General features: G+C 40.9%; 21 protein-coding genes, 1 rRNA gene, 1 pseudogene and 1 riboswitch. Of the genes and pseudogenes, 3 read left to right on the top strand and 20 right to left on the bottom strand.

Annotation, left to right across the window (positions count from 1 at the left end; genetic code table 11):
• The 7 genes from P6N53_RS02370 to P6N53_RS02400 all read right to left on the bottom strand — a co-directional run.
• Positions 1-267 (bottom strand): 16S ribosomal RNA (locus tag P6N53_RS02370); the annotation flags it as partial.
• Positions 268-889: 622 nt separating this feature from the next.
• A complete protein-coding gene (locus P6N53_RS02375; protein WP_304540884.1) occupies positions 890-2,494 on the bottom strand; it encodes a peptide chain release factor 3 in 1,605 nt (534 codons plus the stop codon).
• Positions 2,495-3,303: 809 nt separating this feature from the next.
• The gene (metA, locus tag P6N53_RS02380) at positions 3,304-4,221 is read right to left on the bottom strand and encodes a homoserine O-acetyltransferase MetA (RefSeq protein WP_304540886.1); all 918 of its coding nucleotides are present in this window, start codon (positions 4,219-4,221) and stop codon (positions 3,304-3,306) included.
• A 26-nt stretch (positions 4,222-4,247) separates the two neighbouring features.
• Positions 4,248-5,528: a homocysteine synthase gene (locus tag P6N53_RS02385; protein WP_304540888.1), complete on the bottom strand. Its 1,281-nt coding sequence runs from the start codon at positions 5,526-5,528 to the stop codon at positions 4,248-4,250.
• Positions 5,529-5,599: 71 nt separating this feature from the next.
• A riboswitch (SAM riboswitch) is annotated at positions 5,600-5,706 on the bottom strand.
• Positions 5,707-5,765: 59 nt separating this feature from the next.
• Positions 5,766-6,740, bottom strand: coding sequence for a spermidine synthase (locus P6N53_RS02390; RefSeq protein WP_304540890.1), 975 nt, complete (start codon positions 6,738-6,740; stop codon positions 5,766-5,768).
• Between the two features lies 1 nt (position 6,741).
• Positions 6,742-7,860 carry a lipid II:glycine glycyltransferase FemX gene (locus tag P6N53_RS02395; RefSeq protein WP_304540892.1) on the bottom strand — a complete coding sequence of 373 codons (1,119 nt, stop codon included), beginning with the start codon at positions 7,858-7,860 and terminating at the stop codon, positions 6,742-6,744.
• 30 nt (positions 7,861-7,890) lie between these two features.
• Positions 7,891-9,447 (bottom strand): UDP-N-acetylmuramoyl-L-alanyl-D-glutamate--2,6-diaminopimelate ligase, encoded by a 1,557-nt coding sequence (locus tag P6N53_RS02400; RefSeq protein ID WP_304540893.1) that lies wholly within the window; start codon positions 9,445-9,447, stop codon positions 7,891-7,893.
• 240 nt (positions 9,448-9,687) lie between these two features.
• On the opposite strand from P6N53_RS02400, the gene P6N53_RS02405 reads away from it, so the two are divergent.
• Positions 9,688-10,848, top strand: a complete 1,161-nt coding sequence (locus P6N53_RS02405; RefSeq protein ID WP_304540896.1) for a type III PLP-dependent enzyme — start codon at positions 9,688-9,690, stop codon at positions 10,846-10,848.
• Between the two features lie 95 nt (positions 10,849-10,943).
• Here the strand turns inward: P6N53_RS02405 and P6N53_RS02410 are convergent, their stop codons facing one another.
• The 4 genes from P6N53_RS02410 to P6N53_RS02425 all read right to left on the bottom strand — a co-directional run bounded on the left by P6N53_RS02410 (position 10,944) and on the right by P6N53_RS02425 (position 13,797).
• A complete protein-coding gene (locus tag P6N53_RS02410; protein ID WP_304540898.1) occupies positions 10,944-12,191 on the bottom strand; it encodes a cation:proton antiporter in 1,248 nt (415 codons plus the stop codon).
• A gap of 2 nt (positions 12,192-12,193) precedes the next feature.
• Positions 12,194-12,691: a cation:proton antiporter regulatory subunit gene (locus P6N53_RS02415; RefSeq protein WP_304540900.1), complete on the bottom strand. Its 498-nt coding sequence runs from the start codon at positions 12,689-12,691 to the stop codon at positions 12,194-12,196.
• Positions 12,692-12,719: 28 nt separating this feature from the next.
• Complete coding sequence (locus tag P6N53_RS02420; RefSeq protein WP_304540901.1) at positions 12,720-13,157, bottom strand: GatB/YqeY domain-containing protein; 438 nt, start codon at positions 13,155-13,157, stop codon at positions 12,720-12,722.
• Between the two features lie 346 nt (positions 13,158-13,503).
• Complete coding sequence (locus tag P6N53_RS02425; protein WP_304540902.1) at positions 13,504-13,797, bottom strand: DVU0772 family protein; 294 nt, start codon at positions 13,795-13,797, stop codon at positions 13,504-13,506.
• Positions 13,798-13,958: 161 nt separating this feature from the next.
• Between P6N53_RS02425 and P6N53_RS02430 the strand changes: the two genes are divergently transcribed.
• Positions 13,959-14,579 (top strand): hypothetical protein, encoded by a 621-nt coding sequence (locus P6N53_RS02430; protein ID WP_304540904.1) that lies wholly within the window; start codon positions 13,959-13,961, stop codon positions 14,577-14,579.
• 72 nt (positions 14,580-14,651) lie between these two features.
• Here the strand turns inward: P6N53_RS02430 and P6N53_RS02435 are convergent, their stop codons facing one another.
• The 7 genes from P6N53_RS02435 to P6N53_RS02465 form a co-directional block, all read right to left on the bottom strand.
• Complete coding sequence (locus P6N53_RS02435; RefSeq protein ID WP_304540906.1) at positions 14,652-15,833, bottom strand: glycosyltransferase family 4 protein; 1,182 nt, start codon at positions 15,831-15,833, stop codon at positions 14,652-14,654.
• Between the two features lie 76 nt (positions 15,834-15,909).
• Complete coding sequence (locus P6N53_RS02440) at positions 15,910-16,182, bottom strand: late competence development ComFB family protein (RefSeq protein ID WP_304540907.1); 273 nt, start codon at positions 16,180-16,182, stop codon at positions 15,910-15,912.
• A 35-nt stretch (positions 16,183-16,217) separates the two neighbouring features.
• Positions 16,218-17,294, bottom strand: a complete 1,077-nt coding sequence (locus P6N53_RS02445; protein ID WP_304541128.1) for a 6-phosphofructokinase — start codon at positions 17,292-17,294, stop codon at positions 16,218-16,220.
• 154 nt (positions 17,295-17,448) lie between these two features.
• Entirely contained in the window at positions 17,449-18,642 is a 1,194-nt protein-coding gene (locus P6N53_RS02450) for an ABC transporter substrate-binding protein (RefSeq protein WP_304540908.1), read from the bottom strand.
• Between the two features lie 274 nt (positions 18,643-18,916).
• A complete protein-coding gene (locus tag P6N53_RS02455; RefSeq protein ID WP_304540909.1) occupies positions 18,917-21,712 on the bottom strand; it encodes a UPF0182 family membrane protein in 2,796 nt (931 codons plus the stop codon).
• 28 nt (positions 21,713-21,740) lie between these two features.
• Positions 21,741-21,938: a hypothetical protein gene (locus tag P6N53_RS02460; RefSeq protein ID WP_304540910.1), complete on the bottom strand. Its 198-nt coding sequence runs from the start codon at positions 21,936-21,938 to the stop codon at positions 21,741-21,743.
• A gap of 163 nt (positions 21,939-22,101) precedes the next feature.
• Positions 22,102-23,034 carry a D-alanine--D-alanine ligase gene (locus tag P6N53_RS02465; RefSeq protein ID WP_304540912.1) on the bottom strand — a complete coding sequence of 311 codons (933 nt, stop codon included), beginning with the start codon at positions 23,032-23,034 and terminating at the stop codon, positions 22,102-22,104.
• Positions 23,035-23,287: 253 nt separating this feature from the next.
• On the opposite strand from P6N53_RS02465, the gene P6N53_RS02470 reads away from it, so the two are divergent.
• Entirely contained in the window at positions 23,288-24,661 is a 1,374-nt protein-coding gene (locus P6N53_RS02470) for a monomeric [FeFe] hydrogenase (RefSeq protein WP_304540914.1), read from the top strand.
• A gap of 28 nt (positions 24,662-24,689) precedes the next feature.
• On the opposite strand, the gene P6N53_RS02475 is transcribed toward P6N53_RS02470, so the two are convergent.
• Together P6N53_RS02475 and P6N53_RS02480 are read right to left on the bottom strand one after the other, a co-directional pair.
• Positions 24,690-25,871, bottom strand: coding sequence for a two-component system sensor histidine kinase NtrB (locus P6N53_RS02475; protein ID WP_304540915.1), 1,182 nt, complete (start codon positions 25,869-25,871; stop codon positions 24,690-24,692).
• 128 nt (positions 25,872-25,999) lie between these two features.
• Positions 26,000-26,328 (bottom strand): annotated as a pseudogene (locus P6N53_RS02480) (YnfA family protein).
• Positions 26,329-26,403: the final 75 nt, after the last annotated feature.

The raw sequence follows: 26,403 nt of genomic DNA on the forward strand, positions 1-26,403 counted from the left end.
TACACCACCAACTAGCTAATGGGACGCGGATCCATCTGATAGTGATAAATCTTTCCTAAGTAGAACATGCGTTCTGCTCAGCGTATCCGGTATTAGCAGCCGTTTCCAGCTGTTATCCCGGGCTATCAGGCAGGTTATCCACGCGTTACTCACCCGTCCGCCACTAAGTTTAAGTATCACTAGGTTTCAACTTAATCTCCGTTCGACTTGCATGTGTTAAGCACGCCGCCAGCGTTCGTCCTGAGCCAGGATCAAACTCTCCATTAAATATCTTGCAATATTTAAAGAGTTGATTAGCTCTTCTTTTACTTGTTTAGGAATTACTTGCTAGCGTTTTTATTAACGCTTGACGAGAATTCATTGTGGTTATGACAGTCTCAGTTTGCACTGACTTGTCATTAAACCAAGTTTGCATTCATCATCTACTGTTTAGTTTTCAAAGACCACGCTTCGACCTTTTATATACTTCGCCTAGCTTCGTCAGCTCTCTCCTTCGCGTACTCACGTATTACCTATATGCTCCGTGCGCTCAGTCGGTCGCTTCCTTGCTATGCTCGCATCTAAAATGTCTCAGAACGCTTGTGTTATTCAAGGTTCTGCTCTAGCCTCTCGGCCAGAAATTACATCTTACCATGTCCCTCGCTCTGTTTCAAGTGCAAGTTTTTGGTAATTTAAATTTTTTCTTCATCGCCTTCAGGGGGCGACAAAAGCTATTTTATCACTTTAGGTTAGCTACAAGCAAGTGGTAATTTTTCTCTGTCACCTTGCAGCGACATTTGTTAGTTTAGCATGGCTAATATTGTTTTGCAAGAAAAATATGTTTACTAAAGCACTTTTTTAGAATAGGGCATAAAAAATGAGTCAGAGAACTTTCCCTGACTCATTTAGATTAAGTTGCGTCGGCCAGTTGTCTGATGGGCGGATGCTCAAGATATGTGACCTTTGTATTTCGTTGAGCTTCCCAATTGAAGGCCCATTCGTTTCGGAAAAGTACTACAAAATTATCATCATCGTCTTTTAAAACTAAATTATCTACCGTCTTTAAAGATTTGGGAGTCAAATTTTCTCCGGTTGCCCAGCGGGCAATGTTGAAGGGTAGGTAGTCTAAACTAATATCAACACCATATTCATGGGTAAGTCTATACTGCAGCACCTCAAATTGAAGTATACCCACTGCTCCTATGATGGGTGATTCTAAGCCAATATCGGGGGAGCGAAACTTCTGTACGGCTCCTTCCTCCGTTAGCTGTTCTATACCCTTGACAAATTGTTTACGTTTCATAGCATCCCTAAGGTGCACTCTGGCAAACATTTCGGGCTGAAACTTGGGAATTGCTTCATAGGCAAAACTGCTTTTCTCCGTTATTGTATCTCCAATTCGAAAAATACCTGGATCAAAGATACCAATGATGTCCCCAGGATAAGCTTCATCTATGGTGGTGGCATCTTGGGCCATAAATTGTTTAGATTGAGATAACCTAATACTTTTGCCTGTAGGAACATGTTTAACCACCATACCCCTTTGGAAAATACCTGAACATATTCGAACAAAGGCAATCCTATCCCTGTGAGACGGATCCATATTAGCTTGAATTTTAAAAACAAAGCCTGAGAACTCAGGATGCTCCGGTTGTATAACACCAATATTGGATGTTTTTTCATGGGGTTGCGGGGCCAGTTCAATAAATGTTTCTAAAAAAGCACCTACCCCGAAATTAGTTAACGCACTACCAAAGAAGACGGGTGTCAATTCCCCCCTGTGTACCATTTCTTGGTCAAAGGCGTCTCCAGCCATATCTAACAGCTCTAAATCTTCTTTCAATAGATTATAAATCGGTTCACTCATAGCATCCACAATGGCAGGATCAGCTAAATCCCCTACACTGGTAGGTACAATTGTCGAACCATGTCCTGTACCAGAAAAAAGTTCTATTTTAGAAGTAGCACGCTCGTAGATTCCTGTAAATTCCCGTCCCCTACCAATTGGCCAATTCATAGGATAGGATTTGATATCCAGTACCTTTTCTATTTCATCTAGTAAATCTAATGGCTCTCTGCCATGTCTATCCATTTTATTTATAAAGGTGAAGATAGGGATACCCCTTTTACGGCAGACATGAAATAATTTTTTTGTTTGTTCCTCTACACCTTTAGCGGCATCAATTAACATGACGGCACTGTCTGCTGCCATTAGGGTACGATAGGTATCTTCACTAAAATCCTGGTGACCCGGTGTATCTAATATGTTAATTTTGTGTCCCATATATTCAAATTGCAATACACTTGAAGTTACCGAAATGCCACGTTGTTTCTCTAACTCCATCCAATCTGATACCGCATGTTGCTTGGCTTTACGGGATTTTACCGTTCCAGCCAGACGTACTGCACCTCCATAAAGCAGGAGTTTCTCGGTCAAGGTTGTCTTACCTGCATCAGGGTGAGATATGATTGCGAAGGTTCTTCTTCTTGTAATTTCATTAATTGTCTGGCTCATGCCGAAAAAAATATCCCCCGTTCTTCTTTATTAATATTTAAACTGTAATTGCTATTTTTGCTAACATGATATTATACCATTCTTGACGCAAAAGATAATCCGAACATATTATATATTATAAGGAAAACTAGCTTACAGCAAGAATTATCGTATATTATACAAAATATAGGCACTAGAAAAATAATAAAAACCGCCTGTATCGGCGGTTTTAAACTATTTCTTGTCAACGGCCAGAATAATAAAAGGAAGGGATAGAATATAACCCATCCATAATAATTGTGAGTACTCCATAGTTCCACCTCCTTATGATACTTCGTTGCCGTACTTTTATTTTTTTATTTCGCTCTTTTTCTCACTTTTTCCTCTATAGATTTTGAGGATTAATTAACTTTTTTAAAAAATCTAAAAATAAAACCGCCCTCAGGCGGTTACATTAGTATATTCTTTTATTTATCTATTGCTAAAACTACAAAAGGAAGGGTAAAAATGTATATGAACATTAGAATTGCTGCTAAATCCAATCCATTCACCTCCTTATGTTTGCTATTATTTCGTTGACTAATTCGTCTCTTATTACTAATTTCCCTTCTGATTTTTCAAAATTTACAGAATATATTTGCCATTTACTCTTTTGTCCTTAAAATAATACGTGCTTATACTAAAAGATATTCGAACAAAAAAGTGATGGTTCTGTTTCTTAAAGAACCATCACTTAACTCTCAATATTTGATTCTAAAAATAGTTTAACCCTTATCCATATCATCCTGTTATCAGGAACATTAGTTACATAACCTATTGGAATATCAGGATTAGTTAATATCATTTATATTATAAGGTGTCTCCTGATACACGTAATAATTAAGCCAGTTTGAAAATAGCAGGTTAGCATGTCCCCGCCATTTAACAACGGGAGGGTTTTGCGGGTTATCCTGGTAATAGTAGTTCTTTGGTATAGCAATGTTTATACCTTTGCTGATATCCCTCTCATATTCCAACTTTAATGTTTGTGGGTCATATTCTGAATGACCTGTAACAAAAAACATTCGCCTGTTCTTTGTCGCCACCAGGTAAATTCCTGATTCCTCAGACTCTGCTAATATCTCCAGTCCGGGATTTTCAACTATGTCCTCCCCCTTTATCTCGGTGTAGCGAGAATGGGGTACAAAGAATTCATCATCAAAGCCCCTGAGTAGTTTAACATTCTTTTGATTTACCCGGTGACTAAAGACTCCAAACATTTTTTCCGGCAGCTTATACTTTGGTACTCCAAAGTGATAATACAATCCAGCCTGGGCTGCCCAGCAAATATAAAAGGTAGAGGTTACATGATGCTTTGACCATTCCATAATCTCTTGAAGTTCTTGCCAATAGTCAACCTGCTCAAAATCTATGTGTTCTACCGGTGCACCTGTTATTACTAAACCATCGAATTTTTGCTCTTTGACTTGGTCAAAGGTCTTATAAAAATGAGCCATATGCTCCAGGGGTGTATTTCTAGAAATATGGGTCCGGGTATGGAGAAGTTCTACCTCCACTTGGAGTGGCGTATTTCCCAAAAGTCTTAGCAATTGAGTTTCCGTTGTTATTTTTGTGGGCATAAGGTTCAATATGGCAATCCTTAAAGCCCGAATATCCTGATGAACAGCCCTAGTCTCGGTCATAACAAAAATATTTTCCCCGGTTAATATATCATTAGCGGGAAGGTTATCTGGAATTTTTATGGGCATAATTTATCTCCTTTTCTACTGTAGCCTTAAGCCCTTAATGCCTGGTCCAAGTCCTCCAATAAATCCTTAACACTCTCTAACCCGATGGACAATCGTACCAGTTCAGGAGAAACTCCTGCCTTACGCTGTGCTTCTTCAGAAAGCTGACTGTGTGTAGTGGAGGCCGGGTGAATTACTAAAGATTTGGCATCCCCCACATTGGCTAAATGAGAGAATATTTTTAAGCTATCAATAAACCTTCTCCCTTCGGCCACCCCGCCTTTTATGCCAAAGGTTAGAATTGCCCCCGCACCCTTTGCTAGATACTTACTGGCCAGGCTGTGGGATGGATGGTTAGACAGTCCAGGGTAGGAAACCCAACTTACCTTAGGGTGATTTGCCAGAAATTCAGCCACCTTCTGAGCGTTAGTTACATGTCTATCCATTCTTAGAGCCAGAGTTTCTATGCCCTGCAGTAATAAGAAGGAATTAAAGGGGCTGATACATGCACCAAAATCCCTGAGTAGCTGAACCCTGGCCCTAACAATATAGGCAGCTGCACCCACATCTTTAGTGTAAGTTATTCCGTGATAACTGGGATCTGGGCTGGTCAGTCCCGGAAATTTATTATTTTGTGTCCAGTCAAATTTACCTGAGTCGATAATGACTCCTCCGATACTATTACCGTGACCACCTATAAATTTAGTAGTAGAGTGAATAACTATATCTGCCCCGTATTCTAAGGGTCGGCAAAGATATGGTGTGGCAAAGGTACCATCAATTATCAAGGGAATTCCTGCTTCATGGGCAATGGCGCTTACCGCCTCAATATCCAATACATCGCACTTGGGGTTGCCTATAATCTCTGCAAAAACGGCCTTGGTTTTGTCATTGATTGCCTTTTTAAATTCGTCTGGATTTTCAGGATTAACAAACTTAACCTTGATGCCTAATCTGGAGAAAGTATGGGTAAAGAGGTTCACCGTGCCGCCATAAAGATTAGTTGAGGATACTATTTCATCTCCAGCAGCTGCAATGTTTAAAACTGCAGCTGTGATGGCAGCATGGCCAGAGGCAAAGGCTAATGCTCCAACCCCTCCTTCAAGGGCAGCCAATCTCTTCTCTAGAATATCAGTGGTTGGGTTATCAATGCGTGTATAAATATGTCCTTCTTCTCTCAACCCAAATAAGTTAGCCGCATGTTCGGAATCCTTGAAAACATACGAAGTAGTCTGATAAATGGGAACAGCCCTGGATAGGGTTTCACTATCTGGGTTATGCCCGGCATGTAGCGCCAAGGTCTCAAATCCTAATTTTTCATTACTCATAAGATATTCCTCCTTCTTAAGATAAAAAATAAAAACCCCTTCACAGATGAAGGGGTGCTTTAAACCGTCCTCTCTCATCTGCCAGGACTATGTCCTGAAGGAATTAGCACCTTGTCAGCTTAAGCTGACCGGTTGCCGGGTTTCATAGGGCCTTTCCCTCCACCACTCTGGATAAGAGTAATTGCTATTCAATTCTATGGCTATTATTATATTTTCCCTAAATAACAGTGTCAATACTTAATATAAATTAAGCATTCCGGATTCTGGCTTATCCTTATCTCTTAGAATATCGGTTTTAGTCATATAATCCACAATTTGAAGTTTTCCAATCACCAAATTAATATCCGTTAAATAACCACACACTAAATTGCCATGTTTTTTAGTCCTGGTTATAACTGTCTCCTCGTTCACTTCAGAAGATTTACATCCAACTACAATGACACTCTGAAGCCTTTCCGGCTGGTCTGGCATGTCAGGAATCATATATAGATTTTCAAATACAATCTTCAAAGAGGCCAATACCTTGTTTAAAACACCTGAATGTTGACCTAAAAGGGAGCCAAAAACATTCATCAAAACCACTCCCCTATCATTTAACTTTGCAGAAACCAATTGAAAAAATTCCACCGTTGCTAAATGAAAGGGAATGGTTTTTGAAAGAAAGGCATCCATTAATATCAAGTCATAATTGCTTTGTTCCTGTTCCATTAGTTCTCTGCCATCACCTATGGAGACTGCTAGTCTTTTGTCCTCGGGCAATTTAAAATAGTTCCTGGCTACCTGCTCTACCACCGGGTCGATCTCCAAGACCTTAAGGGTTTTAATGTCTTGATAGATATCTAAGAACTGCCTTGGTACTACCCCTCCTCCTAAACCAACCATTAAAACACTCTTAATGGACGGGTTAAACAAATGCCCCAAATGGCAATAGCCCGCATAGGGGGGGGAATTGTCCCTATGTTCCCCTAGGGACATATAGCTTTGATAAAAATGCTCCGGAAATTGAAGGTTGGGGCACTGCCTGTCATCCAAAAACACTAAATACCTCCGACCCCTTTTATCAATTACCTGCAGATTATTAAATGAAGTGCGGCATTCAAAGACAACCCTACCACGGATCAGGGGCAACAATCCATTCTTAATTAGCACCCTTAACCGGGTGGGTAAAAATAGATATATTCTTCTTAACATTAAGGGATTTATTAAATTCACTCTATTCCACCGCTGGATCACAGTTTTGTCGCCTGCTTAGATTTTTCTTTAGCAATAGCTGTAATTTGCCTAGATTAACTAAGGCTTTAAGATATAAGGGTTCAGCCAGATTCCAAAAAAGATACATCCCCTTATTTAGAACCATATCATACTCCCCGATGAATTCCACTACCTCCGGGTTAAAACCCCGCTTAAACTTATACATACCATATAAGGTACTGTTTGGATTAAAATCGCTTGCTACTCCAAGGAAGTCATAAATCTTGCAGCCACACTGATGGGCCCAGGCTATGGCTGTCCATTGGAGTAAGTAGTTTGGCATTACTTCTCTGTAATTGTCACTGGAGGCACCATATAAGTACCAAGCCTTTGGCCCATGGGCTATCACCAGTACTCCCGAGATATATCTACCATTATAGGAGGCTAATAACAGCTTGCCCTTCCCTCCTTCTATCAAATGGCGATAAAGCTCCTCAAAATAGGAGAGTGCCCTGACACCAAAATTATCCCTGCGGCAGGTTTCTTCCAATAACTCATAGAAAATCGGAATATCTTCAATGGTCCCTTCTTTTATGGTAACGCCCTTTTTCTGGGCAAGCCTAATATTGTAGCGGGTTTTAGATGAAAAGCCCTCAAAGATTTCATCTAAACTTTTCTCAAGGTTCAAACGACATACATGCTTTGGCTGTAGGCCACTAAAATTGCCTCTGATTCTGCTACTTTTATAACCTTTAGCTTTTAGATACCCCTTCAATACCGGAGCAGGACCATAGATATCGGGATCAAACTTGACAAAAATAGCCCTTTCCCTCTTGGCCAGGACCTTTATTTCATTCATAAAGGATTCAAACACCCGTTCATCCTCAAAGTTATCCAGCAGGGGCCCCCTGGGAATATACAAAAAGGAAAAGTTGCTAAAGGGTAGCTTCTTTTTTAAAATTGATGCAGCTCCCTTGACAGCCTCGCCCTTGTAAAACAACAGCCTAAATGGCACCCAGCCCGTTTTTTCCTTTAAATTTCCCCAGGTATAGGTCTGCATAAAATCACACTGGGGATATTCTTTTATGATATCGTCAAAATGTTCTCGCTGTTCTTGAGTTACTTCCACTACCTTGTACATGACTATCCCCTCTATCTTTGAAATAGGCATCTAGCAATCTTGCTGCAACTGCAAGGAGGCTAAATAATAGATTTTGGAGTTTTTTAAACTGTTCCTTAATTTCATCTGAATGGCACCAGCCGCTATCTCCCAATCACATAAGGGCTTCACCTGTTTATAAATAGTTTGTGTGGTTTCATGCCCCTTACCTGCTATGATTACCTGGTCACCACTATCAGCCATAGCAATTGCTTCTTTTATGGCTTCTGCCCTGTCCAAAATGATTATATAGTCTAAGCCTTCTCTTCTTCCAGCCTCTAACAATCCCTTTTCTATTTGTTGGACAACCTCTAAGGGTTCCTCGGAATATAGGTTGTCCATGGTAACTATTGTAAAGTCCGCAAGCATGCCTGCTATATAGCCCATAATTTGTCTCTTAGTTTTATCCTTGCCGCCTTCACAGCCGAAGACTATGATACGTTTGGTTTCAGGTATTTTGGGAGCAAAGGTAAGAATGTTTTTAAGTCCGTCTGGATTATGGGCAAAGTCTACAATTACCTCGAAATCTTGTCCTTCATCAACACGCTGGCATCTGCCCGGCACCCTCTGTACCTCTGCCAGGGCAGACTGTACCCCTTCGAATTGGTAATTCCTGCCCCAGGCATAGGCAATTGCCGATAATGCGTTATAAATATTAAATAGTCCGGGTAGTTTTAAAAAAAACTTATATTTTTTGCCACCCACCTTAATTTCAAATGACGATCCATTAGATTTTAATTCAATATTTGATGCCCTTATATCACTGGGACCATAAATACTGTAACTAAGAACCGGTACGGCAGCTTTGCTGACTATAAAATCGTAACTGGCATCATCGGCGTTGGCCACTGCAAACTTTAGACGTGATTTTGCCTCCCTATCTCGACCCAGATATTCAAATAATAAAGCCTTTGACTCCAAGTAACTCTGATAATTCCTGTGAAAGTCAAAATGATCATGGGTAACGTTTGATATAATTCCAACATCAAAATCACAGGCAATCACCCTATTCTGGGCCAAACCATGGGAGGATACCTCCATCACCACTGCCTTGGTACCAGACTTAACCATTTCACTTAATAATTTATTTAAATTTATGGAATCGGGAGTAGTATGTTTGGAGGGAAAAATTAAATTGCCATACCGACAATTAATTGTACCAATCCTCCCGGCATTTTGGCCAAATTGGTTTAGTATTGATTCAATGAAGAAAGTAGTGGTGGTCTTGCCATTGGTTCCTGTAACACCAATAACTTCGACTTCCCTTGAAGGATAACCGTGAAAGGCATGGCTAAGTAGAGCCTGGGCCTGCCGGGCATCTCGCACTAGGATTTTAGTGCAATCAACATCAATATCTCTTTCCACCACCAAAGCCGCTGCACCTTTATCTATGGCCTGGGAGGCATAATCATGCCCATCAACCTTTAATCCTGGAACACAGATAAACAGTGAGCCAGGGACAATATTTCCAGTGTGATTGGCAATAGCTGTAATATCTTTAGCGGAATTACCCATTAATTGATAGCTAGATAACCCCTTGAGGAGCTTTAATAATTGCAAATATTTCACCTATTTCCTCTATCTATCTTAATGCTAACCATTGAGTTGTATTTATATTCTACTGACTTAGACTATTGATATCAGCAATATCCCGTTTTATAGCCTTTTATCCCTGTTTGTCCCCATTAATTAAATTTAATGCTGTTTTTTCTAAGTTTTTCTTCCAAATGATATTGCATATTCCCAAATCTGTTGATAAAATTGTTTTCGTGTGTTGACTAATTACGTTAGGACCGGAGGAAAGAGTCATTGAAAAATTCCTTTAAATTAACTGGCGAGGCTGCTGAAACCCTTGCAGAAACCTATGGAACCCCACTGTTGGTTCTATCCTTGGATCAGGTGGAGGAGAATTATAAATTTTTGCGCAAGCAGCTTCCCGGTGTAAAACTGTTCTACGCCGTAAAGGCAAACCCCGATCCAAATTTAGTAAAAAGATTGGTCGAGTTGGGCTCATGCTTTGACGTAGCTTCAGATGGAGAAATTATAGACTTAAAGGATATGGGCATTGCTCCAGAACGAATAGTCTACGCTAACCCTGTGAAAACTTCAATAGGACTCACAACAGCCAAGGGTGCCGGAGTTAAGCAGCTTACCTTTGACAGTGAGGGTGAATTAAATAGGATCGTCAAAATCATGCCCGAGGCATCAGTATTATTAAGAATCCGCATAGACAACAAGGATTCCCTGGTGGATCTTAACAAGAAATTTGGCGTTGCTCCGGAAGAAGCCCTGGATCTATTATTATCGGCTAAAGCCAAGGGCTTAGATGTGGCAGGCCTATGTTTTCATGTAGGAAGCCAAAATACCTGTTCGGACGCTTACCTCAAGGCCCTAGCAATTTCCCGTTCAATTTTTGATGAGGCTGCTCAAAGGGGTATAATGCTTAGAATTCTTGATATTGGCGGAGGATTTCCCATCCCCTCGGTGGATGACAATTTTGATATATTTTCTATGACCAGGCAAATTCAAACTGAGCTAAACAGACTTTTCCCTGATACAGAAATTTGGGCTGAACCAGGTAGGTTTATCTGTGGTACCGCCGTAAATCTAATTACCAAGGTAATTGGTGCCCAGGTGAGAAGCGGTCAGCAATGGTATTTCCTGGATGAAGGCATTTACGGCACCTTCTCTGGAGCTTTATTTGATCACTGGAAATACGAAATGGAAACCTTTAAGGATGGCCCTGAAATAAATGCTACCATTGCCGGCCCAAGTTGTGACTCCCTAGATGTTGTCTTCCAAAACCATAATACTGTGGCACTGGATATAGATGATTTAATTTTAGTACCTAATTGCGGCGCCTACTCTTCTGCTTCGGCCACCACCTTTAACGGCTTTGCCAAGGCTCCAACTGTCATTTGGGAGGATATCGTTGAAACCCTGCCCTGTAAATTAATGGCAGCAAGTTAAAGATTTTTTTATAAAAATTCAAAAACCAATAAATTAAATGAAACATCCGGTACCCTCAATAGGTGCCGGATGTTTTCCCATCAAAGTACACTATTCTATTTAGAAGGGACTACTTCACTCCGTGGTACCTTTTTACCTCTAGTTTTAGAGGTTAGTTTAGGCCATTTAAAAACAGGACATAACCGATTATATATCCATTTAGATTCTTTAGTAAGCAGAGGCCCAGTAATTGCAAGTATTAATACATATAAGGCCGCAAAGGATTGGACTGCCGGTAACAAGCCTCCTGCCTTGGCAAGATTAGCCAGAATAATAGAAAACTCACCCCGCGAAACAATTGTCAGCCCTACATTAGTACGACCCATTGGTGAAAGGCCTGCGGACTTTCCTGCCAGCAGTCCTGCCGCAAAATTGCCTAGTATTGTAACCACCACTGCTATCAGGGCGGGCCAAACTGCACCTCCCAAACCCAAGGGATCAATACTCAAGCCAAAGCTAAAGAAAAACATGGCTCCAAAGAAGTCCCTAAAGGGGACCACTAAATGCTCTATTCTATCTAGGTGCTCAGTTTCTGCTAGAACTAATCCCACCAATAAGGCTCCAATGGCTTCAGCCACATGAATAGTCTCGGAAAAGCCTGCTACGAAAATCAAGGCACCAAATACAGCCAGCATAAAGACTTCATCAGAGGGAATATTAAGCCAACGGTTCAAGTGTTTTACCAACCTGCGGCCCAGCAACAGCACTCCCACCATAAAGCCCAGGGCCACTGCTGCAGATTTTAGAACGCCCGGTGTAGATGTTGCCCCGGTCAACACCAGACCGGAGACAATTGACAGATATATGGCCACAAACACGTCCTGATACATCATCAGGCCAAGTATCATTTCCGTCTCAGGCCTGGCGGCCCTTTTTAGGTCTACCAAAACCTTGGCCACAATGGCACTGGAAGATATACAAATAATCCCTGCAACCACAAGTATCTCACGGGGTGGCCAACCCCAGAGCCAGGGTAGTAATAAGCCCAGGGAAAAGTTAATCAACATATAAATGGTTCCACCAATAAAAATAGAACGACCGGCCTTTAATAGGCGGCCCACGGAAAATTCTAGACCCAGGTAAAAAAGAAGAAAGATTACCCCTAGTCTTCCCATAAAATCAATCAGAGGAGCGCTGGCGATAAATCTAAAATCAAAGACCCCTATCTGTGGAGCATGTGGTCCAACTATTATACCGGCGACGATTAATATAGGAACAATTGAAAATTTCAATCGGTTAGCCAGATGTCCTGCCACCGTAATAATTCCCAGGGCAAGCCCGACCTCTAGTATTACATAACTCATTCCTATAGACTCCCCTGCTTAATGAGGCGTTTACAAGCTTTCACCTGCTCCCTTTCCCCTAACAGAACAAGGATATAACCTTCCTTAACCTTTTGGTCCGGACCTGGATTTATAAGACGTTCCTGATTCTTTTTCACCATAGCTATAATTGTTGCACCGGTACTTTTTCGGACATGCAAATCCCCAATGGATACACCAATGGCTTTATAATCTGGTTCTACCTTATACCACTCAATGACCATCTCATCAAATTCCACATCCACTGCTTCCAGGGCCTTAGGAATATAGGCCATGCCACCAATAATACCGGCTACCCTACGGGCCTCGGTATCATCTAAGGTGACCATGGATATGCTCTCATCCGGATCCTCATTATCATAGTGATATATTTCTCGGCGACCATCATCATGTACAATGACCACTAGCTTATCTCCACTTCTGGCTTCTATTTGAAATTTTCTTCCAATGCCCGGCAAATCAGACTCACGTATGGTTGTCATTAATTATTCCCCTTCTCCCATATATAATTTAACCCAGTAGTTCTTTAACAATATTACTTACTAATTTTCCATCAGCCTTACCTTTCACCTTTGGCATAAGGGCACCCATGACTTTTCCCATATCCTTTGGTCCCTGGGCTCCTGTTTGTTGAACTACTTCCTTAACAATTTCCCTGACTTGTTCCTCTGATAGTTGTTCCGGCATATATACCAAAAGGATCTCTATTTCCCTTTCTAGCTTTTCCACCTCATCTGGGCGTTCGGCCTTTTTATACTCCACCATGGCATCACGCCTTAGCTTAATCTCTTTAGCAACCACCGAGATTACATCTTCTTCGCTCAGTTCCCTCTTCTCATTAATTTCAACATTTTTGATAGCAGCATTGACCATTCTGATGGTATCCACCTTTAGTTTATCCTTAGCTTTCATAGCCTGTTTCATATCTTCCATTAACCGTGCCTTCATTTTGAATCATCCCTTCTTAATCTAGTCGAGCATAATTATATCATTTTAAGGAAACCAATTCCAGTTGGAGTAATCTCTATAAAACCCGTACAGCTGACAAAGAAAAAACCGGCCCATGGCCGGTGCTATGACTATCTCTATTGTAAAATTACCAGTTGCAGAAGGAACACGATTCCCACCAAGGCGGAGAAGCTAATCAATTCAATTATCGGGCTAATGGAAAATATTGATAATAAGCTGGATATTGCTCTGATCATGACGCACACCTCCTAAATAATTAGTTAGAGTTATTTTTTATAATATTCAGCAAATAAATGATTTTTCCTTTTTGGTTAGGGAATATAAATTATTCCTCTAAAATATTAGACTCAATCCAGTTCCTAAGGGTGGGGTTAATTTTAAATACGCCGTCACTACCATTGGTTCCTTGTTCCTCTAAAGCATTCATCATCATTTCCAACGGTGGTTGTTTTTCCAGATAATCGCATTTAGTCATAAAGGGGGTAAATTTATAAAGTGCTAGCTTTGGTTTTGCTTCCCAAACGTCTATCACAAAGGTATAGCCCTTTTCCTTTTTCTTAAAATCATTATTCAAATCGTAGTCCCAGTCGATAAGTGCTTTAATAATTGGTACAGCCATAGAGTAAATCTCCTTCCTAACATAAGAATAATTATGTCTATTATTTTCCACATAATAATTTTAATTCCTTCAATATTTATTATACAAAGGTTAAAAGACATCTTATTTTACTAACACTTCGGGAATACTACTGCTAATAAGGATTTCAAGGAGGCTGTTGCATGGCTGAGCAACAAAAGGTATATAGTATCGACCAAGAAATAATTTTAAAAAACACTGAAATATTTGTAGATATCGCCAAAATAATAGGTAAGCTATTAAAGAAGAATTTAGCCAGTTTTTCTTTTAGCGGAACAGAGTCAACTATTTCCTTCGTTTCATCTCCTGAAGTTTCAGGTGCCTTTACCCATTACTCCCCTCAGACAGTGCAATCGGTAACGGAAGAAGTGGTGGATCTTACCTTAGGCTTACTGGCAAATGAAGAACAGGCTTTGCTAACCGCTGCCCAGAATGAAGGTAATACTGCCAACCTACTGTTACAGAAAAAGATTGACGCAGTAAAAGAAAACATTGCCCTGGACAAACTACAGAATGCCTACTATTTTTACCGTACCACCATAGGTAATGTTTTAGAGCAATTTCTGGCACAAAGAATTGTGAAACCACCTACGGACAACTTTCCTGCCCAAAATACCATTCAGGTCAAGCTTACAGCCAGGGATAATCTTGATAGTTCTTTCAGACAGTCGGTAACCTTTGAATTATATGAGGAACAGTTGGATGAAATCATTAAAATCATAGCTGATATAAAAAAGGACTTTCATCCTGAACAAAACAATTAACCCCAAATGAACTGTACCCCAATTGTTAGACACAACTAACGATTGGGGTCAATTTGTGAAGGGGTTACCCTATTATAAAATATTTATATTTCTTTTCTCCCCATTGAGCAAATTATTATTCAAAATTAATTCTTGATATAGTCCCTCTAATTTTCGAGCACAGGACCCTGCAGATATATCATTAGCATTGATTCTGGCACGCTTCCCCATTTGTCGTTGTAAAAGGGGCTTTTCAATTATCTCCAAAATACCCTTAACAAAGGCTTCTTCCTCATGTGGTACCAAGAGACCGTCATCCTGGTGGCAAACCATGTTCGCTACCCCGAAGGCATTGACTGCCACAGTGGGAAGACCGGCTGCCTTAGCCTCGGCGATAACAATACCCTGGGTTTCTGTTAAAGAGCTAAATACAAATAAATCAGCCCCGCAGAAGGTTTTCACTAAATCCTCCCTTGATAGGGGTCCGGTAAATATCACCCGGTTAGCTAGAGCCTTTTTGATACAATAGTCCTTAAGGTTTTCTGTCTCCGGCCCTGTACCAACAAGAACCAACCTAAATCCTATGTTGCTTTCATTAATTAACCTTTGCAAACAATTTATTAAGAAGTAGATATTTTTTTCTTTACCCATCCTGCCCACAAATAGCAAGATAGTGTCTTCCGGCTCAATATTATATACGCGCCTCAGCCATGTTTTATCTTGGTTTTGAAATTCTTCAATATTTATTCCTGTAGGTAACCAGCTTATCTTTGTTTTTACCCCCATACTCTCAATGTGTTTCCCAATGATTTGGGTAGGGGTAATTACTAAGTCACACCTATTACTAAATTCTGTGCACCATTTTTTTGTAATGTCCTTGCTAATCCCCCTGCAGATGGGCACATAGTGTGTATATTGGTCATACAAGGTGTGATAGGTAAATACTAAAGGCACCTTGAGCTTCCGGGCCAATTTTGCTCCAACTCTACCTAGGATAAAGGGAGAATGAACATGCACTATATCTAATGGGTTCTGTTCTAAATATTTATTTAATCCAGGCGAAAAAGGAATTGCTAAGTAAAAATTATCATGGGCAAGGGAGCGTATAGAAGGAAACCGATATATATTTGCTTCTGATGCTACTCCTGGGTAATCAGGAGCAAATATATACACCTGGTGACCTAGTTTCTTTAATTCCTTTGAAAAAGTTTCAATTGACCTTACCACACCACTAACATATGGTAGGTAACTATCTGCGAATAGACCGATTTTCATAAATACACTCCTCATCAATCTGTTAGCTTAAGTATTAACAAGGTAGTACTAATCTAATCAGTGTCTATTATTTATTCTAATGCCTGGGTTTTTTTTGTACTATTTGTATACCATTTAAAATGGCGGCAACAACCTGAGCCCGCCCAGCAATCTGTTCCATGGCAACCTTTGTATAAATACCGCCTTCATCTGTAACAACATATCTCGTGGGTAAATTGTTTAAGGCAATGGCCATGGTATCCAGCCTACATCTTGAACAGGTGCAAATATCCGGGTTGCTGTTAGCATAATTTTGTATAACATCATCTAACATTTGCTCAACAGCCAGCTCTATATAGTTTTTAATCAAAGGAATTCCCTCCTTTCAGCCTTAATTGTTACTAATTAATCTCCAAAGGAAATACCTATTTTTCTAGCAGCCTTAACAAGATCACCTTCCACATTCACATTGCGAATGCCCTTAGCCACCTCTGAAAGGGGTACGGGAACAATATTTTCACCCTCAAGGCTAACCACATTATCAAACTGACCTGCAGCAGCTAAATCAATGGCCGCCACACCATAGCGAGTGGCTAAAATACGATCAAAGGGTGTTGGACTTCCTCCCCTCTGAAGGTGACCTAAAACAGTTACCCTGGACTCAATTCCTGTTAGTTTTTCCAATTGTTGGGCTACAACATTGCCGATTCCCCCCAGGCGAATGGGATCGGTGCTTTCCTCAACAAGCTTTTGAACCACCATATCCCCATCCGATGGCCTGGCACCCTCAGCCACAACAACAAGACTAAATCTTCTATTTTTGCTAAGTCTATCCCTAAGCTTGTTGACAATCTTTTCATAGGAAAAGGGTATTTCAGGGATCAGTATAACGTCTGCTCCGCCTGCCACACCTGAATATAAGGCAATATGTCCGGCATAACGTCCCATAACCTCTAAAACAATTACCCGGTGATGGGCCTCTGCAGTGGAATGAAGTCTATCCAATGCCTCTGTGGCAAAGGCATATGCAGTTTCGAAGCCGAAGGTCTGAGCCTTGCCCACTGCTAGGTCATTATCAATGGTCTTGGGACATCCTACCACCTTTAATCCCCTCTTTGACAACTCATAGGCAATGGACAAAGAACCGTCTCCACCAATGACTATCAAGGCATCAGCTTTACTGTTGATTATCTCAATACAAGTTTTAGACCGATCCTCGAACACTCCGGGAGATACTTGGTATTTAAAGGGATTATCCCTATTAGTGGTGCCCAAGATAGTGCCTCCACGATGTAAAATCCCCGAAACCTCGGCCTCTGTAAGCTGGAAATATTTTTCCTCCATTACCCCTTTAAATCCATCCCTAAAACCTATTACTTCAATATCATGTTCCCTTGTAGCAGTTTTTACAATAGCCCGTATAACTGCATTTAAACCGGGAGCATCTCCTCCACCGGTTAGCACAGCTACTCTTTTTACCAACATTAATCCCTCCAGTGAAGTCATGTTGTTTTATTCTATCACAAGTTACTAATCTATTTGGATAGGAAATAGGTCTGATGTACATTGAAATTTATTTGATACAAAAAAGCCTCCGCCCATGCCCTAAGGCTAAGCGGAAGCTTTTATTTAAGAACTAGGGATTGATTTGCTCTTTAAATACCTGCTTGCCATCCTTCATTTCGAGAATAGCAGCACCCTTAACCGGGTTGTGGTTTTCATCAAAGGTATATTTGCCTGTTACAGCCTGTACATCTTTAATGTTTGCCAGGGCATCCTTAATTTTTTCGGGTTCAGCAGTTCCGGCCTGCTCGATGGCTTTTACAAATAGAACAGCAGCGTCATAGGCTAAGGCAGCCAGAGCATCAGGAGTTTCGTTGTTATACTTTTCCTTGTACTTTTTCACAAATTCCTGCACTGCAGGGTCTTCGGAATCGGGGGAATAGTGGTTGCTAAAGTAGCAGCCATCCAGAGCTTTAGATCCAGCGATTTCAACCAGCTTGGGGGAATCCCAGCCGTCGCCGCCCATAAAGGGTACGGTAATACCAAGGTCACGACCCTGTTTTACGATTTTACCAACTTGCTCATAGTAAGCGGGAACAAATATTACGTCGGGCTTAGCAGATTTTATTTTGGTCAGGGTGGCATTGAAATCCTGGTCTTCAGTCAAGAAGGCCTCTTTAGCTACAATTTGTCCACCTTGCTCTTCAAATGCCTTAACAAAGAATTCAGCCAGACCTTTACTATATGGAGAGTTGTTCTCTACAAATACCGCTGCAGTTTTTGCACCAAGGGTATTGGTTGCAAAGGTAGCCATAACGGTACCCTGGAAGGGATCAATGAATACGGAGCGGAACAGGTAGTCACGAACATTACCGGTATTGGGGTCAACTGTCACGTCAGGGTTAGTTCCACCGGTGGTCATGGTTGGAATTTTGTTATCCATGGAAATTTGTGCAAAGCCTAGGGTGTTTCCAGAGGTGATAGCACCAAGAATCCCCACAACCTTGTCCTGGTTAATCAGTCGAGATGCAACACTGGCAGCCTCAGTAGCCTCACTCTTATTGTCAAGGCAAATAAATTCGATTTTCTTACCAAGTACACCACCGCTTGCATTTACTTCTTCAAAATATAGGTTGATACCATTCTTAGCAGAGTTTCCAAAACTGGCAACCTGTCCACTTAATTCATAGTTTCCGCCGATTTTAATAACCTCTGCCCCATTGGAATCCTGAGCCTTAGGTGCGTCACCTTGACCACCGCAACCAGCAATTAAGCTTACTACTAACAAGGCTACCAACACCATAATTAATCTACTAGACTTTTTCATCCTGTTACCCCCTGTGATTAAGTAGTTAGACAACTAATTATTTTTAATATTTAGATTTAGATAGGACTACTTCCACCTCCGTACAATAATTTTAACTCAAACTTAACACAATTGTAACCGGGTTAACCAACCACTGTCAATATAAATGTCAATCAATGGCGAGGTGCATATTTTTGTATTTTGTACAGTTTTTCAGACACATAATTATAGGTGCCTACCCATTAAAATAAGTCCCAAGGAATATAAAAGGCACGCTATTTGCGCGCCTTTTATATTATTCTGCTTGTTCCTGTAATCTGTTTATGACATTTTGAAGTTGATCCAATGACTGTCCATAGCCAGCCCAATCTCCAGACCTTAGCCTGTTCTGGGCCTCATTGTATAAACGATTAGCTTCTTCCGCCAGCTCCTTTATACTCTGTGCCGTTGGTGTAACTGGATCGGTAGGTTGTTCCGCTGTTGGTTCTTGGGTGCCAGGCGTTGGGGTAGTACCCGGGACCTGACCCACCCCTTCTCCAAAGATTCTTTGTAGAGCCTGATCCAAGGTAGGCTCCATGACAATCTTGTCACCGGAGGCAACAATTACTCGGCGCAATTCAGGCATCTTGCTCTGTTCAGACTGTAGATATAGAGGCTCTACATAGAGCAGCGAGTCATTGATGGGGATAATCAGTAAGTTACCCCTTAATACCGAGGAACCTCGCTGATCCCAAAGCGCAATTTGCTGGGATATAACCGGATCCTGATCAATTCTGGTCTCAATTTGCATAGGACCATAAACTAATTCCTGCTTAGGGAACTCATAAATCAATAACTTGCCGTAGTTTTCACCGTCTGAGCGGGCAGCCATCCAGGCGATCATGTTTTTCTTATTCTGCGGAGTAAAGGGTGTGATTAAGATATATTCTGGCTCCTGCTCACCGGGTAATACGGTAATGGTGTAATAGGCGTCCATATTGGTTTCTTCTTTACCAATCTTTTCAGTAGGCATAACCCATTTGTCTTCCTTGTTATAGAAGACCTGGGGATCTGTCATATGGTAAAGGGTATACATCCGCGCTTGGATGTTAAACAGATCTTCAGGGTACCTAATGTGTTCCTGCAAATCAGCAGGCATTTCTTCCAGGGGTTTAAAGGTGCCAGGGAATATTTTACTGTAGGTCTGAATAATAGGATCCTTGGCATCAGCTACATAAAAGTTTACATCACCATTGTAAGCATTAATAGTAAGTTTAACCGAATTTCTTATATAGTTATTTCTCCGATTATCAAAGGGCTCTGCGTAGGGATACATATTTGTTACAGTATAGGCATCCCACAACCAGACTATTTCACCCTGACTGGTAATTACCGGGTAAGGATCACCGTCGTAGCTTAAGAAAGGAGCAATTTTGGGAACCCTTTCTTTAATATTTCTATGCAGCAGCAACTGGCTATCCTTGTCAATATCACCTGTTAAGAAGAGCTTGTAATCGGTTAGGGCCAAAGAAAGTACTGCTTTACGCACAAAGGAACCTATTTTTATCCCACCATCACCCTCATAGGTTGTATAGGCATTTCCATCACCCTGGGGATAATCAAATTCCTTTGTTTTAGTGTTTACAAAAACATAGCCGTCATTGGATTCGCCATAGTAGATTTCCGGTCTGGTTACCGTTAAATCTGTTTCTGTCACTGGAGGGATGTCCTTTAGCAGAAACTGTGGCAAACCTTCCTTTGTTACCCCAGCCACCGGACTCATAGCAATACCGTAGCCATGGGTATAGATAAGCTTCTGGTTGATCCAGGTTTGGGCCTGGACACTAAGTTGATCCTGGTTCATCTCTCTGATCGCCAGCATAACCTGCCGATAACGACCGTCTATGTTGTAACGGTCAATATCGATATTTTTAAACTCATAGTAAAGACGCATTTCCTGAAGCTGACTGTAGGTTTGCTGCAGGGGACGCCAATCCCACAATCTGATGTTATCTATGGTTGCCCTGTTATCAGCAATATCCTGGGCTGTTAGGGTGCGCCCTGCGGGAAAATCCTTACGTTCTACATTTTCCAGGTTGTAGGCCATTTGTGTGTACTTAATATTATTGGCTATATAGGGAGCCTCACGGTTAAACTCATTAGGTACAACAACAAATTTCTGAATTACACTGGGATAAACGCCTCCAAGAAGTATAGATGCTACTAAAAGACCGCCAATGGCATAGGCAGTTAAGCGGAAGCGTTTTAGGAAAAGATTCACAATAATAACGATAGCAGTTAGAGCAGATAAAATGGTTAGTACTTTATAGGCTAAAAGTGTAGCATGAATATCGGCATAACCTGCACCGTATACTGCACCACCACTGGAAAATAGCAGGTTGTATTGATCTAGGCGATAGCCCCAAGACTTTAAAAGGAAGAACAGCGCAGCCAGGGCAGACAGATGGTAACGGGCAGCTTCAAAGCGAAATATCTTTGTCAAACCACCCCTGGCAGAATCTGTAACCAAGTAAACAATGGCCACAAAAAAAGCATTCATAATAATGGCCAAAGCAAGCAGCCTATAGATCAACTGATAAAAGGGTAAATCAAAAACGAAAAAGCCTATATCCTTATTAAAGATGGGATCTGCAGTACCAAATGCTGTTTTATTCAGATATTTTAGAACATTAATCCACTCACCTGATACGGTACTGCTGTACAAAAAGCCCATAACCAGTGCAATGGCCGTAAACACCGCGGTAAGACGACCAGGTGTAATATGCTCCCGCCAATTAAACTGATTAATTGTAACGACATTATCATCTTCATCCTGAGCAAAGGGACGGAATGGCTTGGCAGCTTTAACTGCCTGCATAACAGATTTCCTGGTCAGCATCAAATTCAATAAAACTAATCCAAAAAATACCAGCCCAATTAAAATCCTTAGCCCGTACTCTGAAAGCAGCATGGTTACAAAAATATTACTATAATTAACAGTATTAAACCATAACCAGTCCAGATATAGTCCAGCACCCCAGCCTATTAGAGAAAGCATTACTGTTACTGCAACTATAAACAATGCAAGGGAAAACTGCGGACTTTTGTTCAAACACAACACCTCCTGCTATAAATTCTTTTTACATCGGCTTACTACCTTTCATCTGGTCGTCTGACTCTTTTCTAAGCTTGGCCTCACATAGCTGACAAAAAGACACAGATTTTTTTGGCTTTGGGATAAAATCATCCTCATCGTCCCATAAACCCTTGGATGACTCCTCCTCAATAACCCGACCGCACATGATGCAGCGTGGACCTTTCTTCTCTTGAGTTTCCATTCTGCCACCCCCAAAAGTTACGCCCGTTCAAGGCTAATTAGGTATTATTTCTTCTAGGATGACGGAATTCCTGCTCGTTTGTGAAACAATCCACTCAACAACTTATATTATACTATAAAGTTGCCTTTTGTAAAATATAAAAGGCGGGGGACTCCCGCCTTTCCTACTTTTCTAGGGCTAATTTAACCAATCTATCCACTAAGTCTGGAAATTCTATTCCCATATACCTTGCGGCATCGGGAAACAGGCTTGTATTAGTCATCCCTGGTAAGGTATTAATCTCCAGGGCGTAGATAGTCTCTCCGGCAATAATGAAATCAACCCTGCCTAAACCTTGGCAGCCCACTGCCAAATAAGCCTTTACCGCCAGTTCTTTAATCTGCTCCTGTATTTCCTCCGGCAGTCTTGGTGGGATAATATGATCACTCATACCAGGGGTATATTTTGCCTGATAATCATAGATACCTGTTACCGAGGTAATCTCAATTAGTGAGAGAGGCATGGGCTCTTTATTACCGAGCACCGAGGCTGTTACTTCCACTCCAGAGACAAAGGTTTCTATTAATACGTCATTATCATATTCCATGGCTGACTGAATAGCTGGACCCATTTCTTCTATCCTGTGCACAAAGGCAATGCCTATGGTAGATCCCTGGGTATTGGCTTTTACTACGGCAGGAATACCTACATACTCCACCACCTGAAGGGCAATTTCCTCAAATCCCTTGTGAGCGATATCCCCTTTGGTTACCACTGTGAATTTGGGGGTTGGAATTCCCTCCATGTTAAATATTTTTTTGGTGGCAATCTTATTAATGGCCAGGGCACTGGCCAGTACACCACTACCTGTATAGGGTAGGTCTAGCATTTCCAACAAGCCTTGAATAGTCCCGTCCTCACCGTATTTTCCATGCAGAGCCAGAAAAGCCAGTTCAATCTTATTTCCCTTTAATTGTTCAACCAGATCCATTCCCACATCTATTTTTACGACGTCTGTATAGCCGGCTGCCAGCAATGCCTCATAAACGGCTGCCCCGCTTCTGAGGGATACCTCCCGCTCAGCAGAGCGTCCCCCGCACAAAACACCAATTCGCAAAATTTTATTAACACCTCCTGAAATTCCTAGACTAATACATTTTATTATATTCTTAGAAGAGATGCAAAATCCTTGCAGAAATATAATTATCATTAATTATTAAATTGCCTAAACATGGGCAAAATTGTGTATAATATTTGTCTAAATCAACAGATATTTTAATATTTTACAACATATTTCCCTAGAAATTGACTTTATAATTATTTGCATGAGATAATTTGAATAAGGAGAATATGGATTGGGAGGAGATTCTTTGAACCCAGTATCAGAAATAACTAAACTGCGCAGGGATCTATTTACATCAGTTGCCCGGTGGGCTTTAAAAAATATAGGGAGTAAACCTTCCGAACATGATATAGCTAATATGGTAAAAGAACTCGTACCAGATGGACCTCCCCGCTACCGCTGTTGCATTCACAAAGAAAGAGCTGTTGCAAGGGAAAGGATTATCATTGCACTTGGTTTACATAATAGTCAGTCAGATAATCAACCTATAACTGTTATATCCGAAGCCTGTAACGGCTGCTCCTTAATTAAATATGTTATAACAGATGCTTGTCAAAACTGTGTCGCTCACCCCTGTAGAAATAGTTGCCCCAAAAAATCTATTTCAGTAATCCAAAACAGGGCTTATATAGATCAAAACTCCTGTATAGAATGCGGCAAATGTGCACGCAGTTGTCCATATAATGCTATTGTTGAAATTACCCGCCCCTGCGAGCGGGCTTGTGCTGTTAAAGCTATCAAAGTTGACGATTCAAGAAAGGCAATTTTAGATCTTGGTAAATGTGTATCATGCGGACATTGTGTTTCTGTTTGCCCCTTTGGTGCCATAACCGATCTCTCACAAATTTGTAAAGTAATAAACAGTTTGTACCAACCAACCCAACCCCTAGCGGCAATCATTGCCCCTTCTATTGCCGGTCAGTTCGGACCAAAGGTGTCTCCAGGCCAAATTAAGTCAGCCTTGATAAAGCTTGGCTTTAATCTAGTTATCGAAGCTGCCCTCGGTGCCGATATAGTGGCAAATCATGAGGCCAAAGAATTGCAAGAAAAAACCACAGGAGGTTTATTGGTTAATTCCTGTTGTTATCCCTTTAGCAGGACGGCAACCAATATCTCTCCTGAATTGTCCAAGCACCTTTCTTCCTCTTTGTCTCCCATGAGGGCAACTGGAAAACTGGTCAAAGACAAATATGAAGGCCAAATCACAACTATTTTTATAGGACCCTGTATAGGCAAAAAGGCTGAGGCAACCTTAGGCAATGAAATTGACCTAGTAATTACCTTTGAGGAATTGGCTGCTCTCTTTATAGCTGCAGATATCGACCCATCAACCCAGGAGGAATTGGCATTAAAGGATGCATCCACCAAGGGGCGTCTCTTTGCAAAAGCCGGAGGAGTAGCAACAGCCGTCAGCAGCCAAGTTACCAATATAGCTTTAAAGGTAGCAAGTGTACAAGGCTTAGGCCCTTGTATCACCTCCTTAAAATCCTCAGTCAAGGACCTGAAGGAAGGTCGGTACCTATTCCTCGAATGCATGGCCTGTGAAGGCGGATGTGTTGGCGGACCCGGGACCTTAGTTTCCCCTGCCGCAGCAGTCAGGGCCCTAGAAAAGCATAGCTAAAGAATAATGAAGGGCTTTTTGCCCTTCATTATTCTTTACAAAATCTAATGTAAAAGGTTGTGCCCGCAGGCGATGACTCCACGTGCAGCTTGGCATTATGCCGGGTAATAATGTTAAAACACACAGCCAGGCCCAACCCTGTCCCCTGTTCCTTATTTGTAATAAAGGGAGTTCCTAATTTTTCAAGTATATCCTCCGGTATACCCGTTCCATGATCCTGTACCATAAGTATTATATCTTTTTGCTCCTGGTAGGTCTTGATAGTAAGCAAACCACCCGGGCCCATTGACTCCAGCCCGTTTCTTACTAAATTAAGTAGAAGCTGCCTTATTTCTTTATCTTCCAACAACAAATTATCAATATTGCCTAATTCTAAGCTTAAATACATATTCATCTCTCTAGCGTTTGATTCAATAAGGGGCCAGACTGCCTTGATAATCATATTTAAGTTCTGTTTTATTAAATCAGGCGGGCATTTTTTGGCCAGGGAAAGATATTCTGTTATGATATCGTTGGCTCGGTCTAATTCCTCAATCATTAATGTAAAATAATTTTTTAAATCAGCGTAATCATTCTTACTGCTTAACATTTGAAGAAACCCTCGGACCGTAGTCATAGGATTCCTGATTTCATGACCGATACCCGCAGCCATTTGTCCTATTAAATTAAGCCTGTCCAAGCGGCTCATCTCAGTTTCCATCTGTTTACGTTCTGTTATATCATTAATTACTGTCAACATGCATTTCTCGTCATTAAAGGTTAATAATTCCGCAGATAACAGTCCAAAGCGCTGCTCCCCTTGCTTTGAAACCATCACCACATCCATATTTGTTATTTTCCCCTGATCAAAAATAGTACTCTTTATGTATTGTGGGACCTCTGCACTAAGAAATAACCCTAGGTCAAAAATATTTTTACCAACTATTTCAGCCCTGGTATAGCCCGAGAAAACAAGATAACTAATGTTTATATCTACAAATTTGTTACTATCAAAGGAATATATTGACATTGGGTTTGGACAAGCATTAAAGGCCTTGGCAAAGTTTTTCTCAGATTTCCGAAACGCTTCAATTTCCTTTTTTAATAACTCATTAGTTTTTTTCAATTCATTAATATTATTTCTTTCATTGGACAGATGCTTAGTTATTTTATTATCTAATAATTGAACCTTTTCAATTAAAGCCTCTAGCTTCACTGCAATTGGATCCATCACATTACCTCCGGCACTGATGTGAACTACCACAATATTATACCTTTGGCAATAGCCGTGACAACAAAAAGTTTTGAATTATTGCAATTTTTCTATATTAGATTTGTTTTAAGATATTTAAGACCTGTTTATCTAGGTATCCAGATAATGATAGCTGCCCCTGCTAACGCAATTAGAGAACCAATCCAATCATATAAATCTGGTCTTTTTTTATCTATTCCCCAGCCCCAGAACAGAGACAAGATAATAAAAATACCCCTCCATAGGCAGCATATATGCGCCCAAAACTGGGGAAACGTTGGAAGCAAGGAATAATCCCATAAAGAACTAAGACAACCCCACCCAGCACACCCCACATTAATCCAGCGTCATTCCGCAGCCATATCCAGACAAAATAGCCCCCAGCAATTTCAGCCAGGCCTGCCAATAGAAATAGAATTATAGACTTTGCAAACATTATAAAACTTCCTTTTATTTTTCATTATAGCTTATCCGCCGGTTATTGATAATGTTTTTCAATTGAAAATAATAA

The organism is Desulforamulus aquiferis, from assembly GCF_030577015.1.
Classification (GTDB): Bacteria; Bacillota; Desulfotomaculia; order Desulfotomaculales; family Desulfotomaculaceae; genus Desulfotomaculum; species Desulfotomaculum aquiferis.

Bases quoted from the DNA above. Each gene is read 5' to 3' on its own strand.
- P6N53_RS02425 (WP_304540902.1), bottom strand. From the start codon at position 13,797: ATGGCTGTACCAATTATTAAAGCACTTATCGACTGGGACTACGATTTG.
- P6N53_RS02415 (WP_304540900.1), bottom strand. From the start codon at position 12,691: ATGACAACCATACGTGAGTCTGATTTGCCGGGCATTGGAAGAAAATTT.
- P6N53_RS02475 (WP_304540915.1), bottom strand. From the start codon at position 25,871: ATGGATCCAATTGCAGTGAAGCTAGAGGCTTTAATTGAAAAGGTTCAA.
- P6N53_RS02375 (WP_304540884.1), bottom strand. From the start codon at position 2,494: ATGAGCCAGACAATTAATGAAATTACAAGAAGAAGAACCTTCGCAATC.
- P6N53_RS02385 (WP_304540888.1), bottom strand. From the start codon at position 5,528: ATGAGTAATGAAAAATTAGGATTTGAGACCTTGGCGCTACATGCCGGG.
- P6N53_RS02430 (WP_304540904.1), top strand. From the start codon at position 13,959: ATGGCTGAGCAACAAAAGGTATATAGTATCGACCAAGAAATAATTTTA.
- P6N53_RS02435 (WP_304540906.1), bottom strand. From the start codon at position 15,833: ATGAAAATCGGTCTATTCGCAGATAGTTACCTACCATATGTTAGTGGT.
- P6N53_RS02410 (WP_304540898.1), bottom strand. From the start codon at position 12,191: ATGAGTTATGTAATACTAGAGGTCGGGCTTGCCCTGGGAATTATTACG.
- P6N53_RS02460 (WP_304540910.1), bottom strand. From the start codon at position 21,938: ATGGAAACTCAAGAGAAGAAAGGTCCACGCTGCATCATGTGCGGTCGG.
- P6N53_RS02450 (WP_304540908.1), bottom strand. From the start codon at position 18,642: ATGAAAAAGTCTAGTAGATTAATTATGGTGTTGGTAGCCTTGTTAGTA.
- P6N53_RS02420 (WP_304540901.1), bottom strand. From the start codon at position 13,157: ATGAAGGCACGGTTAATGGAAGATATGAAACAGGCTATGAAAGCTAAG.
- P6N53_RS02395 (WP_304540892.1), bottom strand. From the start codon at position 7,860: ATGTACAAGGTAGTGGAAGTAACTCAAGAACAGCGAGAACATTTTGAC.
- metA (WP_304540886.1), bottom strand. From the start codon at position 4,221: ATGCCCATAAAAATTCCAGATAACCTTCCCGCTAATGATATATTAACC.